Source organism: Enterovibrio sp. QJM3NY_24 (assembly GCF_057786035.1).
Window position 1 is genome coordinate 2734446 of sequence record NZ_CM173519.1, and the last position, 13860, is coordinate 2748305.

Below are 13860 nucleotides of genomic sequence, written 5' to 3' on the forward strand. Positions count from 1 at the left end.
AACGCAGACAGGCAAAGCGATACAGAGGATATTTGCGAATATTTAAAACGAAGGAATACGGCGAGATATAAAGTAACACGCACAAAAAAAGCGGCAATTCATTGCCGCTTTTTCGATAAATTTGAACCGACTATTGAAGCAGATTGAGTGCCGCTTGCGGCAATTGCTTCGCCTGAGCAAGGATAGATGTACTTGCTTGCTGCAGGATTTGGCCTTTCGTGAGCTCAGTGGTTTCCTTAGCAAAGTCGGTATCACGAATACGGCTGTTAGACGCAGACACGTTTTCTTGGATATTCGACAAGTTACTAATGGTGTGGCTCAAACGGTTCTGCTTCGCACCCAAATCAGCACGCTGGCTGTCTATATACTGCATCGCAGAATCGATAATCCCCACAGACATCTGAGCGCCACCGACATCACTGACGTCAATGTCTTGCGCGGTAATAGCAGCGCCAGGTCCTGTCAGAAGGCCTAACGATGTCGCTAGCGCACCACCAAAGGTGACATTGCCTTGCAGCTTCTCTTCCGCAACAAAGATTTGCAACTGACCATCGTCATCGACAGACGCAGTGACCATTTCATCGGATTGACCGTTAATAAAGGTAGCGACTTCTTCGATGTCATCACCCGCTTTAGTATCAATCGACAGGTTAATGGTGTTACCCGATTTCGTGGTAAAGGCCATGGTGAGGGTTGCCGCAGCAGCAGAAACTTCCCAACCCGCTGATTTACCGGAAGTACCCTCAAACTCAGTGCCACCCATGCGATAATCATCAGCACGGATACTGGACAGCCCCATGATGATCGCTTCACCAGAATCTGAACCAATCTGGAATGACGCTTCGCCGAACGAGCCATTAAGAAGGCGACGGCCACCAAATGCTGTGGTTTCAGCAATACGATTAAGTTCGTCTTGCAGGGCTGCGACTTCTTCTTGAATCGCCACACGTTCTGAACTACCGTTTGCGCCGTTAGCGGATTGCAGTGACAAATCACGCATACGTTGCAGAATATTGGTCGATTCCTGCATTGCGCCTTCCGCCGTTTGCGCGATAGATATACCATCGTTAGCGTTTCGCATAGCGACATCTAAGCCACGGGTTTGGGCAATGAGTCGGTTTGAGATCTGCAGACCAGCAGCATCATCTTTTGCGCTGTTGATTCGACTACCAGACGACAAGCGTTCCATCGACGTATTGAGATCATTTGTCGATTTGTTCAGGTAACGCTGCGCAGTCATCGCAGACACGTTGGTGTTAACTGTTACACCCATTTTGCTCTCCTTTGACTTTCGCGTATTTTGCGAAACAGCCTACCCGCGACAAATATATCCGATTGCTAAGCGGGACCAGCCTTCAGTTCGTTATTAGGGACGCATCAACCAATGTGATACTTTCTTGCTCAACCTAATACAAATACTGTGCCAATATTAAAAAGTCTTTATTTTCAATAAACTAAATCAATACACTGATAAAATCCTTGCTTGGGCGGCAACATTTTTATCTTTCATCAATTGAAGAACGGCAATTCGCCGCCTCCAAAACACTGTCTGTTTAATCTCATCCAACGATCATGTTGTTGATTGATTAGCAATAGACCTCGCCTCACTCATGAGTGTCATCAATCAAAAACAATCAACCGCTCAAAAATGAAACAAACACACTTATAGTTATAGGCAATAGGCACGGTATTTGCTGCATTTCCTGCAATCGCCTGATGCGACCAAATGCACCTACTCTAAATGGATCCATTATGACAAACACCTCCCAACCTCAAGGTAATACATTAACGCTTGAACAAGCTTTTGAGCATGGCGTTAACTTGTACCAACATCAGAAAAAAGAGGAAGCCAGAGAGGTGTTTGAGCAGATTTTGCAGAAAGCGCCGAATGCCGTTCCTGTGCTGCAAGTGCTTGCTGTGCTTGATGTCGAACAAGGCTGTTGGCAAGAAGCACTGCGAAAACTCGATGCCGCACTCGACATAGAACCGCAAGAGGGCTCTCTGCTTTTTGATAAAGCACAGGTATTAGCGCAACAAGGCATGAATAAAGACGCGCTTGAAATCGTCGACAGTTTATTGGCGGTTGCCCCCGAGCATCAAGAACTGCTAGCCATGCGGCAACAGCTTACCGCCGCGATCGGCAATGTAGGAGAGAGCCGACGCACGGCAAAATATCACGCCAATGTGCGGTCACAAACGGCAAATGCCATCGATGCCGAAGTCGGCGAAACATTAACCCTTGCCGAGCAAATGCTCGCGTCGGGCAATAAAGAACAAGCCAAACAACTTTATCAAGCCGTAGTCAGCGTCGCTGGCGAGCAGCCAAAGGCGCTACTAGGGTTAGCAAAGCTTCAACTTGGCGAAGAAAATTTCGCCTTGGCAAGGCAAACCCTACGCCGTGCATTTGATGCGGAACAGTCTGATACCGAATTTTTCATCTTACTCAGCCACAGTGAAATAAAACTGGGGGAATACAAAGCCGCGCGTGATGTTTGTCGCCAAGGTCTCAAACACTGGCCAGATAATGCGTTGCTTTGCCGTTTGTTGGTTCAAAGCTACGAAAAAGAAAGCAATTGGCTAGAGGCTAATCGCGTTGCGCTTGAGAGTATTCGCCTGCATTCACAAGATGCTGACTTGCGATACCGTTTAGCCACAGCGAGCTTCAATTTATTACGTTCGCGCCATAACTTCACCGCAACCGCCATTCTTGATTGCCAAAAACATATCGAACAGGCAGCAGCCATTGCCAGTGACGAGAATAAGCAGCGACTTTCACTCTATCTTGCGGAAATCTTTTGGTACAAAGGCGAGGCGTTAGCATCAAAGCAATTACTGGAAGCACACATGAGCCGCTTCCCTGATGATATTGAAGCGGGCTTTAACGCCTGTTTTGTCTATCGCACCTTAGAAGAGTGGGATAACTATTACCGCACCAATGAGTTGGGCTTGGTCTGCGGTCGTCGTTTACGTTACCAAGGTGCTTTGCCGCAATGGAGTCTTGATCGACCAAAAGATGACATCGTGTTAGTTATGCCAGAACAAGGCGTGGGTGATGAAATTCTCTACTTTCACAATCTCAGGCTGGTGCTGGATAACTGCAAAAAAGTCTATGTGGCATGCGACCCTCGCCTTGAGCCAATCCTAAGTCGTGCTTTTCCAGAAGCGTTCATCGTGCCGATTAAGCGTATCGATCACCAAGATATCGATGTACCCAAAGAGGTGATGGATAACATCACCAGCTGGGTGGCGGGCGGCAGTTTGGCGGCGATGTGTTACCAACAATTTGGCCGTCATGTTTATCAAGCGGGTTATGTAAGTGTGAATGCGGACGTAAAAATCACCTGGCAAAATTGCCTTGATGCTATTCGCACTGAAAACCCAAAGAAGCCATTGATCGGGCTTTGCTGGCGAAGCGGTCTCGCTGCCGCCACACGGAACATGCATTATCTGATTGCCGATGAAGTGGCACATCTGGTTAAACAATTCCCTGATGCTCTCTTTATCAACCTTCAATACGGAGACTGCACCAAAGAACTGAATAAGATTGAAAAGCTCTCGGGCGTTCGTGTTGTTCAGTTAAACGGTTTGGACTTACGCGACGATTTCGAAGGGACTGCAGCCGTCATCCAAGGGTTAGACACGGTCATCACCGCAGGTACAGCAGTACATCGAATGACCACCGCCGTCGGCACACCTTGTCATGTTTTCTTCGCAGGCAAAGAAGACTCAGACTTTTCAGCGCCACAAACACTGTATTGTGACAATGAATTTGGCTACTTCTATCCACCGATGATGGAAAACAAATATCCGCTCATTGAAGCGATGGCGGCGCATATTAAAGCCCGTTTTTAAGCGAGTTTAAAAATCCATCGTGTCTATACCCTAGCAACCTCAATGTGCTGGATATAGACCAACAAAAGAGGCCAGCAATGCTGGCCTCTTTTTGATTGTCATGTTGATGAGTTAACTACTCGTCGCCTATTGCCCTTCCAATGCAATATTGGCAGGACAAGATGGTCGTTTCTCTCGCACCGACAACAACAGCAAGGTTAATGCCGCGACACCTGCTAGCATCATCGCAATCATTACTGATTGATAATCTTGCCACTCGGCAATAACACCCACAGTCACGCTCGACATCAGGCTGGCCAATAATATGCCGTTGTTAAATAGCGTGGTAGCGAGCCCCAACTGACGCGGCATTTTATTCTGAATGACTACCATGCCCAGACCAGCACTGATACCCACTGCGATACCATTGAGAATCTGAAGAGCATACATTTGCCACAACACTTGTGTACCAAACAACAAGGTGTAGAAAATACATGCTGCTGCCGCGCCAAACACCATCAGTCGTTGTGGCGCAACCTTTGCCGCCCAAAGTCCGGCCAACACCATCACGGGAATTTCGACAAACGCGGCAAGACCAAGCAACTGACCCGCAATAGAACCTGCCATTTCCAGCTCTTTTGTCACATAAAGCGGAATCGTGGTCACATACATATTATTCGCCCAGAACAGCATAAACACGGCACCTAGATAGAGAGGAACCCCGTCTATTTTGCGCCACTTCTGCTGCGACTCAACGATAGCATCTTGTTTTTCAATTTTGACCGTCGGATACATGAACCAAACAATCAGCACGGATATCACCATCATTGATCCCGCAAACAAGAACGCGCCATTAAAGCCATATGCGTCTTTGATGATGAACGCGAGCGGCGGGCCAATAACCCACGACAGCGACATCATGGCGCGCATCAATGATAAAAATAACGTGCCATTATCACCAAGATGCTCATCAGCATATTGGCGCCCCATGGTGAAGTTTTGTGGCATGGCCGCAGCGGTAAAGCTAGCAATTAAGACCATCACCAAGAGCGCCAAATAGTAATTTCGGATAAACACAAACAGCGCCATCACAATGATGAATGCCACTTGCGACCACATAATGATTTTGCGTCGATCCCAGCCCTGATCTGACAATTTGGCAATGCGTTGTGACACCAACACACCGCTTAAAATTGATACAGCAAGGAATATCCCCATTTGTAATGGCGACGCGTTAAGTCCATCTACGACATAAATCCCTGATAACGGATAGAAAAAGCCACCGCTTAGGCCTGAGAACAGGCTTACCAGCAAGTAACTAAGCGGAGCTTTTTGCGTTAAAAAACGACCATAGTTTTTCATTTATGTCTCTCGCAATAAAATATTACGGCTCTTGATTTGTTTATGAAGCAATTGGAGCAAGTTTAAGGATAAATATGCACTTCATGTGATAGCTATCAAGCAACCACTGATACTATTCATTCATAATCTTCCAACTAGCTGACAAGTTAGCTAGAACTAGCGCTGATATACTCAAGTGGCTTTTCAATAACAGAGAGTGGAGAGGCGAAGTGCGACCAACCATCGAGCGTATCAATAAAGCCGTGAGCCCTTCTTGGCATTTTGTCGATTACCTGTGCGATCATGCGATCACAGGCACGCATTGCGGTTGGCACTATCACAGCGAAATTGAACTCGTGCTTTATCACGACCCTCACAAGGTCTCTCCCGGAAAAACCGTTCTGGATGACTATGTGGGCGATGCGACTCATGGTTGCGCCTACCTTATCGGCCCTGGTTTACCGCACATGGTCACACGATCTTCAACGGCCACGCCCGAACGAGCCAGTAGCTCCCATGTGCTATGGCTTGATCAAGCTTGGCTTCAATCCTTGGTAACAACGGTGCCGGAGCTGTCGTCCGTGAGTGATCTATTGGTACGCGCACACAAGGGAATAAAACTGTCTGCTGCTTGTGCAGACGCATTATTTCCTTTGATGAATGGCACGCCGCAGCTCAAACCCTCCGCACAATTTTTGCGAGTGGTCGAAATCCTTCTGCTGCTTAGTGAAGATAAAATGGCGCAAGCGGTGACTTCTCGTCCGCTGTGTTTTTACGTCGCAAAAGAAACGCCCGTTATCGACAAGCTGGAAAAAGCGCAGCAGTTTATCGCCGACCGCTACAGTGCGCAAATTTCTGTTGAAGACATATGTAGACATCTCCATATGAGTGAAAGTTCGCTCTATCGAATGTTTGAAAAACACTTTGCGGAAAGCTTTTCGGATCACCTGAAGAACTACCGTCTCGGTAAGGCCTGTGAATGGTTAGTGCGGTCGAATACATCGGTATCTGTGGTCGCAGAACGCGTGGGGTTTTCTAACTTATCGAATTTCAATCGTCAGTTCAAAACGGCAAAAAATATGACGCCGACAGAGTTTCGGCGCTTATTTAGGTGATTGATGGGGGGAAGAAGCATTTTCTCGCGACACAACCCTCGCTTATCTCAACTCAAAACACATTAGATATAGTTAAACAGCGACAAATCTTTCGTTTTGGAAAACGCTTGCTGCGATGCTTTCAGTGCAAGCAGGTTTTCATTCATGTCGATCACTGCCGTGGAATAATCCAAATCTTCCATCGTACCCAGCGAGCGGTTGAGTACCAATTTGAAATCTTGGTGCATGCTTTCCTGACGATCAAGCGTCGTCAGGCGCGTACCTACTTCGGAGCGGGCTTTGTTCAAATGCTTAAAAGCAGCAGAAAATTGCTCTGTGACCTGATGCAGTTCGGCGGTCGCAGACGCATCAAAAATGCTTTCACGAGACAAATCGATGCCTTTTTTAAACGCATCAAACACATTGAACGTGTCCTGACGTTCTAGCGCTATCGTGTCGCCATCTAACATCTCACCTTCAAAACGCATGGTCAGCGTGCCAAACTCAACACCAGTTTGAGGATCATACATACCCGTGCTGACCACGTTGCCATTTTGCATCAGTTCATATTGCGTTTGCCCATTAGCGTCAACGTTGAAACTCACGGCATACTCAGAAATATCGGCATTATTGGTGTTCGTTGCGCTGGCCAACAGCAGTAAAGAACCGCTTTCCAATTCATATTCAGGCTGATAATCACCAAATGGATTTTTAATTTCCATGAAGACCTGATCACCCGGATCGCTGGTTTGAACTTCTACCGCAGGGGCAACTTGTGCGGTGCGATGATAACTATCGCCCGCGTAACGAACATCACCTGAGCTATCTCGATAAAACGGCTGTTTACTAGATTGAGTGCCAGCAAACAAAAAGTTGCCGGACTCATCTTTTGCGTTCACCAAGTTCATGAAGTTGTCGTACAGGCATTTTTCAAATCTTGACGGTGTGCGGTTCGATCATCGTCAGACAAAGAACCGTTAATCATTTCCATGGTTTTTCGTTTTGCGCTGTCGGTCAATTGCTCTGCGTCATCAATGGCAATTTCAGCACGAGTTTGACGATTTCGCGCCAGCGTAATGGAATCAACATACTGATCAAGCTGCTTGTCTTGCTGACGGAAATTTTGAATATAAATAGAAGCAACAGGGTCATCACCCGACGTGAGAACACGTTTGCCAGTCGCAAGTTGATCTTGGTTATCCTGCAATTTTACCTGCTGGCGCATCAGGTCATTCGACACTGATTGATAATTGTGAAAACTGGCAATGCGGCTAATCATCACTCACATCCTTATCGGGTTGCATTTAGCAGGGTTTCAAAGGTTTCATTTGCCGCCGTCATAATTCGGGACGACGCCATGTATGCGTGCTGGAACTTCATCATGTTGGCTGCTTCTTCATCAAGGTTAACCCCTGATATTTCAGCCACACGTCCTGCCGCTGCGTCGTGCTCTACACGACTAATATCTTCAAGGCGCGCAAATGACGCTTTCTGCACACCCAGATCGGTATTTAGGCCTTCGTAGACGTCGATCAAGCTTGAGCGACCACCATCCATGACTTTTTGAGTCTGCAATTTTTGCATGCGGATCAGGTTGCCGTTTTCGCCATCAGCAGCAATCAAACTTACCGAGAACACATCTTCTGGCGCTGCCCCTTCAGACAATTCAAACACAGTGCCATTCACATTGATCGGAGACGCTGGCGGATACGCTTGAGGTGCAAGCAAGATATTGCCTTTCATGTCCAGCACCGCAAACTGGGACGCATCAGGAGAAATAGCCACCTGAAATTCTTGTTGAGCGCCCGATTGCAGTACCGTCAAATCCCCCTGCCCGGTGATCACAGATTTGGAGCTGACATAGCTCTGCGCGGCAATTTTGGCGGGGTCTTCCATTGTCACACCAATTTGACCCGCAGCCTGGCGTACTGGGCGGATCACCACCCGCTCACCGGCACTTAAGCCAACATCGAGCTGAATTTTCAGGCCATCTACGCTAATCGATGGCGGCGTGCCTGTTGGGGTAACAGACATCATATTCTTTTCGGGATCGACCACAGTGTATTGGCTGCCATCATACTTCAACTGATAATCACCGATTTTCAGTTTCGTTAAATCATCGATGTACACTTTCATATCAGCTGTCGATTCTGGACTTTTTATCACGCGATCACGTGCAATGTTGTCACTGTTAAAATCAACAAAGATATTTTCGCCAACAGCGCCACTCAGATCATAGCCCTGACTTTGAAGATCATTAATAGACATCGCAAAACCAGCAGCAAGCCGTCCAAGTTCATCACGCGCCTGCCCCAGTGTCTTATCACGGTACTCGAACATCGCGCCAAGCTTGCCGCGGATGTCGCCGTTATCGATCGGCTTCAGCGCCTTACCTTCCACCAAGGCCAAACGACGTTTTTGATGATCCGGCACGCCTGGTACCGTTTGAAGTTCACTGGAATGCAGACCCGACACCAAGGTGTGTCCGCTGCCGATAATAACGTTATACAACCCATCGTCACGCTGGTTGACGCTCACCTGAGTGAATTCCGACAACTCGTTAATCAATCGTTGGTGACGGTCCAGTAAATCGTTGTCGACAGTCTGGCTTTTCACTATGGCTTTGTGGATATCCACAATCTCTCGGCCAATGTCATTCATACGCGTCAACGTGGCATCAATCTCTACCGAGGTATCCATCTCTTGGGACTGAAGTGCGTTGTTGATATCATTAAGGCCTGCAGCAACAAGACGCGATTTTTCTAACACCACTTTTCGAGCCCCCATGTCACTCGGGCTATCTGTTAAGCCTTTTACCGCGCCGTAAAATTCATTCATGTTTTCCGGAATTTTCTTGGCTGAGTGCGACATCATGTCGTCGAGCATGGTGAGCTGGCCATTTCGAGTGGCCGCGTGAGCTAGCGAGGATGTGGTGATATTAAATTCGTTAACGGCAAACTTGTCATAGTTACGCCTAACCGCAGCGGCATGAACCCCTGTGCCCCATTGGTTTGCAGACCAATAGGCAGAATCGTTGGCATGCTGTTCAACGGACTGACGGCTATAGCCTTCAGTATTCACATTCGAGATGTTGTGACCCGTTGTATTCAGTTGCCGTTGTGCTGTCAAAACGCCCTGAGAACCAAGCGTCAGCAGATCAAACCCCATTCTGCCCCCGTATGCGGAAATGCATAGCCTACAAAAGTGTGTATTAGACTTTTAATTCAAGAATCATGCCATGAAATTATATTGCTTTATTTCAATGGGATAACAGAATCTATCAGTACATTAAGTAAGGGGGATGTACAAGCAGGCAAGAGCTTGCCGTTAGGAGGAAAGCCATGTCCAGAAGCCAAAGGAAAATCGAGGGAGCAAATCAATGCCAGCGAAAGATTTAAGCAGATATAAGGAAATAATCACCATAGAAAACAGCGCAAAGCTGCCCACCAGCAACAAAACGACGCGCCATGCATTCGCCACTTTTTGCTCTGTACGTGAAAGATCTCGACGGTTTCGACCAAAAAGGAACACTAAATAATAGTTCCAGCCAAATCCCCCCATCACGGTTCGAATATCAACAGCATGGCTCGCTTTTCCTCGCGTACCAAACATCATCTTAAGTTGCAGTAACTGAGAATCAGTGAATGTGGAAGCAACATCTTTGGGGATTTTATCGAGGAAAGCACGAATGAAAGGGTCACGATGGATAGAGCCAGCCTGATTAAGCGATTGTTTTGGTTCTATCTTTTCAGTGCCGGTCAGATCGGTACCTAAGTGCTCTGTATCGGATTGCTTGCCTGATTGTTCCGCCATCGGGATACCTTGTCTGAAATACGTCGTTAAACATTACAATCCAATTACCTGGATCATTTATTGATCCATCAATCCTTTCACGCGATCAAAAACGCTAAGTACCTTGTCCGAATATTGCGGATCAGTGGCATACCCAGCCTGATGCAATCCTCGAATAAACGTTTCAGGCTCTTCTGTGCTTTGCAGTGCTGTCGAATAACGTGGGTTTTTATTTAAAAACCGCACATAGTCATTAAAACTGTCTTCATAGGAAGCATAGGCACGAAATGACGCCATTTCCTGTACGGGGATATCATCATGAAACTCAAGGGTTTGTGTCGCGACTTTATTCCCTTCCCAACGTGGATCCGCTTTGATATTGAAAAGGTTGTGGCTACTGCCTCGCGCATTAGCAATCACTTTTTTACCCCAGCCTGTTTCAAGTGCTGCTTGTGCAATCAAAATCGCAGGGTCAGTGCCCAAAGTTCGAGCGGCTTTTTGTGCATAAGGCGTTAAGCGTGAAACAAATTCATCCGGTGTTTCAAATGGCTTAGGCTGTGTTGCTTTAGGTAGCGTGTTTCTTTGCGCCAACATGTGTGGACTTGGCACAAACATATCTTGGGATGAGAAAGCTTTCCTTTCCAGTCCCTCTTGCGCCGCTTTTTGCTCTTCATCTGCCAATGCTGGAGGAAGTGGCGAGATAGGCGCAAGCTGAATGCGATCACTGGCAGTATTGCTACCCGTCTCCATTGGTTCACTACTTTGTGACCCTTTAAACTGCTGGACAATCAAATCAGCCAGACCAAGCGAGCCTTCTCGCGACAAGGCACTGGAAAGTTGTTCATCTGCCATTTGCTGATAGAACTTGGAAGTGCGGTCGTCGACAAGATCAGATTCAAACGCTTCGTTCGCCTGACGCATCGATTTAAATAGCATTTGCGTAAACAAAGCTTCGAATTGTTCTGCCGCTGCACGCATAGCATCGTCTGATTGCTCACCGCTTGCGGCTTTCTGACGCAGTATGTCCAGCCGGCTAATATCGTGGATAAATCCCGTATCTAATGGTGTTTTCATGGCTTAAATCACTATTAGTTGACCGTCAATGGCGCCAGCCTGCTTTAATGCCTGCAAGATGGCCATAAGATCGGAAGGGGCTGCGCCCACACCGTTCACTGCGCGTACGAGATCGTCAAGTGTCACACCTGGCTTGAAGTGGAACATTCGTCCATCTTCTTCTGTTACCTCTAGGCCAGAATCCGGCACTACCACCGTTTCACCGCCTGAGAACGCGCCAGGCTGACTGACTTGTAGGTTTTCCTTGATGGTCACGGTCATTCCACCATGCGTAATGGCCGCAGGGCGTAAGCGAACATTTTGGCCCACCACAATCGTACCGGTGCGACTGTTAACAATGATTTTTGCTGCCGCATCAGCTGGCTGAAACTCGAGATTTTCAACGGTAGAGAGAAAAGCAACACGTTGAGACAAATCCCGAGGGGCGCGCACGCGCACAGACATCGCATCCATCGCAAAGGCCGTGTTTGGCCCTAAAAAGCTATTAATGGAATCAGACATACGCTGAGCGGTCGTAAAATCAGATTCAAACAAGTTGAAGGTAATATGGTCACCACGACCAAATGGGCTCGGCACTTCTTGTTCAACCGAGGCACCGTTGGTAATTCGTCCTACCGTAGGGGTATTTCCCACAATCGATGAACCATCAGCGCCTTCGGCGCTAAATCCACCCACAATCAAATTACCTTGGGCAACCGCATACGTTTTTCCATCAAGGCCTTTGAGGAAGGTTTGGACCAATGTGCCGCCACGCAGGCTTTTCGCAGAACCAATAGATGACACCGTAATGTCAATTTTTTGACCTTGCTTAGAAAACGGAGGTAACTCGGCACTTACCGCTACGGCTGCGACATTCTTGGTTTTTGGTTTAGTACCGGGCGGCAATTGGATGCCGAAGTTTTTCAGCATGGCGTTAAAGCTTTGATCGGTAAAGGGCGTGCTCTCGCCCGTCCCCGCAAGGCCGACCACAAGTCCGTAACCCACTAATTGGTTACTACGCACACCCGCGACTTCTGACACATCTTTAATTCGGGCAGCTTGTGCGACGGGGCTTGCCAAGATGGCAATCAAGAACAGCTTTAACCAATACTTCACGTCAAATCTCCGGCAGCGTATACGTGTTAAAGAACGACATTAAAGAATCGTGCCAACCATCCCTGATCTTGCGTATCTTGTCTGTCACCCGTTCCTGAATACTGAATACGTGCGTTAGAAATACGGGTCGAGGCAATGGTGTTTTCTTGGCTGATATCATCAGGACGAATAGTGCCACTCAAGCGAATGTATTCATCACCCGTGTTCAAGGTAAGCCATTTTTCACCACGAATGATGAGATTGCCGTTCGACAGCACATCAACCACTTCGACTGATATAGAGCCGCTAATGCTGTTACTCTGATCGGCACTTGTCGAGCCACTGGTTGAATTGTCATGACTGGCTGCGTAAGACAGATTGGATTCACCAATAGTGACTTCCTGCCCGCCCATCTCTAACGGATCCATGCTCAAATCACTCGATTTTGCCGCATCGCTACTGGCGCTTTTTTTCGCCTGTGTTTTTTCTTCCAGCAAAACAGTGACAATATCGCCGACGCCACGTGGTTTAGTGTCATCGTAAAGATCTTGCGCTTTTACCGAGCTAAATAAAGAGCCAGTCGCCGTTGCATAGTGCTCCGGTTGGCGTGTCGGATGAAGTGGCACCCAGTTTGGGTCGCCGGCAATCGCATCTTCACGATCGCGCAGTAAACCAATCAAACCATCGCCACTCGGCTCAGTGTTACCTTCAACCGCATCAGTGTCTGTCGTGCCTTGCACAATGTCGCTTTGCGCCAACAAGGCTTGTTCGTTTATCAAGCCGCAGCCTGACACGCTGGCTAACACCAAGCTTATGATCAGTAACTTCTTCATCCGGGCTTTACTCCTGTCTTAGCTATCGCTTATAGCTGCTGGGTAACGTAACTCAGCATTTGGTCGACCGATGAAATCACTTTCGAGTTCATTTCATAAACACGCTGCGCTTCGATCATGTTGACCAGTTCTTCTGTCACATTCACGTTGGACGTTTCCAGCATGGATTGTCGAATGCTGCCTAGGCCATCTATGCCTGGTACACCTTCTTGTGGGTCACCACTCGCGCCTGTCGGTAAGTAGAGGTTTTGACCAATCGGCTCAAGGCCACCAGGGTTGATGAAATCCACGGTCGTGATCTGACCGAGTACTGCATTCGCCGTTTGGCCTCGCAGCCTTGCAGAGACTTCACCGTCGGTGCCGATGGTCACTTGAATCGCATCCGGTGGAACAACAATTTCTGGCTCAATGGAGTAGCCAGCTCCCGTTGTAACTAGGACGCCTTCGTCATTCAGTGTGAATTGACCATTGCGCTGGTAGCCAATGTTGCCGTCTGGCAGTAGCACTTGGAAAAAACCGTCGCCTTCGATCATTAGATCGAGTGCGTTATTCGTGGTTTGAGCGTTACCATTGGTGTGGACACGTTGTGTCGCGACCACTTTTGAGCCCGCACCCAGCATCAAGCCACTTGGCAGCTCTGTATTTTGCGAAGACTGACCACCTGGTTGGTTGATGTTTTGATAAAACAAATCTTCAAATACCGCACGGGATTTTTTGAAACCCACGGTTGAAGCATTCGCCAAGTTGTTGGAAATGGTCGAAATATTCGTCTGTTGTGCGTCTAGGCCGGTTTTACTTACCCATAAAGCTGGATGCATGAT

At 47.7% G+C, this 13860-nt stretch carries 10 protein-coding genes and 1 pseudogene; 2 read left to right on the forward strand and 9 right to left on the reverse strand.

The features are described 5' to 3' along the window. Positions 1 to 130: 130 nt before the first annotated feature. Positions 131 to 1273, reverse strand: coding sequence for a flagellin (locus AC3CIC_RS12025; RefSeq protein WP_488514716.1), 1143 nt, complete (start codon positions 1271 to 1273; stop codon positions 131 to 133). A 479-nt stretch (positions 1274 to 1752) separates the two neighbouring features. On the opposite strand from AC3CIC_RS12025, the gene AC3CIC_RS12030 reads away from it, so the two are divergent. Next, complete coding sequence (locus AC3CIC_RS12030) at positions 1753 to 3852, forward strand: tetratricopeptide repeat protein (RefSeq protein ID WP_488514717.1); 2100 nt, start codon at positions 1753 to 1755, stop codon at positions 3850 to 3852. Between the two features lie 126 nt (positions 3853 to 3978). Here AC3CIC_RS12030 and AC3CIC_RS12035 read toward each other — a convergent pair whose 3' ends face one another. Then, complete coding sequence (locus AC3CIC_RS12035; protein ID WP_488514718.1) at positions 3979 to 5193, reverse strand: sugar efflux transporter; 1215 nt, start codon at positions 5191 to 5193, stop codon at positions 3979 to 3981. Between the two features lie 209 nt (positions 5194 to 5402). Between AC3CIC_RS12035 and AC3CIC_RS12040 the strand changes: the two genes are divergently transcribed. Continuing rightward, on the forward strand, positions 5403 to 6287 hold the full coding sequence (locus AC3CIC_RS12040; RefSeq protein WP_488514719.1) for an AraC family transcriptional regulator: 885 nt from the start codon (positions 5403 to 5405) through the stop codon (positions 6285 to 6287). A 62-nt stretch (positions 6288 to 6349) separates the two neighbouring features. Here AC3CIC_RS12040 and flgL read toward each other — a convergent pair. The 7 genes and pseudogenes from flgL to flgG all read right to left on the reverse strand — a co-directional run bounded on the left by flgL (position 6350) and on the right by flgG (position 13857). Continuing rightward, a pseudogene (flgL, locus tag AC3CIC_RS12045) lies at positions 6350 to 7545 on the reverse strand (flagellar hook-associated protein FlgL). An 11-nt stretch (positions 7546 to 7556) separates the two neighbouring features. Then, positions 7557 to 9434 (reverse strand): flagellar hook-associated protein FlgK, encoded by a 1878-nt coding sequence (flgK, locus tag AC3CIC_RS12050; protein WP_488514720.1) that lies wholly within the window; start codon positions 9432 to 9434, stop codon positions 7557 to 7559. A 159-nt stretch (positions 9435 to 9593) separates the two neighbouring features. After that, on the reverse strand, positions 9594 to 10079 hold the full coding sequence (locus AC3CIC_RS12055; protein WP_488514721.1) for a hypothetical protein: 486 nt from the start codon (positions 10077 to 10079) through the stop codon (positions 9594 to 9596). Between the two features lie 57 nt (positions 10080 to 10136). Further along, positions 10137 to 11132, reverse strand: a complete 996-nt coding sequence (gene flgJ / locus AC3CIC_RS12060) for a flagellar assembly peptidoglycan hydrolase FlgJ (protein ID WP_488514722.1) — start codon at positions 11130 to 11132, stop codon at positions 10137 to 10139. 3 nt (positions 11133 to 11135) lie between these two features. Then, on the reverse strand, positions 11136 to 12227 hold the full coding sequence (locus AC3CIC_RS12065) for a flagellar basal body P-ring protein FlgI (RefSeq protein WP_016960110.1): 1092 nt from the start codon (positions 12225 to 12227) through the stop codon (positions 11136 to 11138). A gap of 26 nt (positions 12228 to 12253) precedes the next feature. Beyond that, positions 12254 to 13039, reverse strand: a complete 786-nt coding sequence (flgH, locus tag AC3CIC_RS12070) for a flagellar basal body L-ring protein FlgH (RefSeq protein ID WP_488514723.1) — start codon at positions 13037 to 13039, stop codon at positions 12254 to 12256. A gap of 29 nt (positions 13040 to 13068) precedes the next feature. Beyond that, entirely contained in the window at positions 13069 to 13857 is a 789-nt protein-coding gene (gene flgG, locus AC3CIC_RS12075; protein WP_016960108.1) for a flagellar basal-body rod protein FlgG, read from the reverse strand. Positions 13858 to 13860 lie beyond the last annotated feature (3 nt).

Excerpts from the sequence above, each read along its gene's own strand:
- flgJ (WP_488514722.1), bottom strand. The coding sequence starts at position 11,132 with ATGAAAACACCATTAGATACGGGATTTATCCACGATATTAGCCGGCTG.
- AC3CIC_RS12055 (WP_488514721.1), bottom strand. The coding sequence starts at position 10,079 with ATGGCGGAACAATCAGGCAAGCAATCCGATACAGAGCACTTAGGTACC.
- flgG (WP_016960108.1), bottom strand. The coding sequence starts at position 13,857 with ATGCATCCAGCTTTATGGGTAAGTAAAACCGGCCTAGACGCACAACAG.
- AC3CIC_RS12035 (WP_488514718.1), bottom strand. The coding sequence starts at position 5,193 with ATGAAAAACTATGGTCGTTTTTTAACGCAAAAAGCTCCGCTTAGTTAC.
- AC3CIC_RS12030 (WP_488514717.1), top strand. The coding sequence starts at position 1,753 with ATGACAAACACCTCCCAACCTCAAGGTAATACATTAACGCTTGAACAA.
- flgK (WP_488514720.1), bottom strand. The coding sequence starts at position 9,434 with ATGGGGTTTGATCTGCTGACGCTTGGTTCTCAGGGCGTTTTGACAGCA.
- flgH (WP_488514723.1), bottom strand. The coding sequence starts at position 13,039 with ATGAAGAAGTTACTGATCATAAGCTTGGTGTTAGCCAGCGTGTCAGGC.
- AC3CIC_RS12025 (WP_488514716.1), bottom strand. The coding sequence starts at position 1,273 with ATGGGTGTAACAGTTAACACCAACGTGTCTGCGATGACTGCGCAGCGT.